Genomic DNA, 535 nt, shown 5'->3' on the forward strand with positions numbered 1-535 from the left:
ACCAGAAGGGCGCCTGCGAGCGCAACCACGTCGAGATCAGGAAGCTGCTGCCCAAGGGCGCCGGAATCAGGTTCGACCGGCTCGCCCCGGCCGACCTGGCGCTGGCCATGTCGCACGTGAACTCCGAGCCCCGCGGCGCGCTCGGCTTCGCGACGCCCGCGCGCGCCTTCAGGGCGATGCTCGGGGAGGACGCGGCGGCGCTGCTGGACGCCTACGGCGTGGGGGACGTGCCCATCGGGGAACTCGACCTGACGCCGGGGCTCATCGAGAGGGCGCGCGCAGAGAGGGGCGATGCCCCGCTGGCCTAGCCTAGGAGAAAAAACGGAATAGACGGACCGACCGTCCGGCTGAGTCTGGGAAGAGGTGCCGGGCGGCGGGCGGAGCATGGCCACCGGACCCATCGAAACACATCTCCACCATTCCTTCAACTGGGAAAATGCCGCCCCCGGGTCCCGGATAGGACCTCGGGGGCGTTCGGTTGACTGCGGGAGCGTGCCATCAGCTCAATGTGTTCGGCTGAGATCGGAAATCAACC

General features: G+C 68.6%; 1 pseudogene. It reads left to right on the plus strand.

The features are described 5' to 3' along the window. Nucleotides 1–308: pseudogene (locus ACTQV4_RS10365) on the plus strand (IS30 family transposase); the annotation flags it as partial. Nucleotides 309–535 lie beyond the last annotated feature (227 nt).

Origin of the sequence: Collinsella sp. LCP19S3_B11, from assembly GCF_052121915.1 — a bacterium.
Classification (GTDB): domain Bacteria; phylum Actinomycetota; class Coriobacteriia; order Coriobacteriales; family Coriobacteriaceae; genus Collinsella.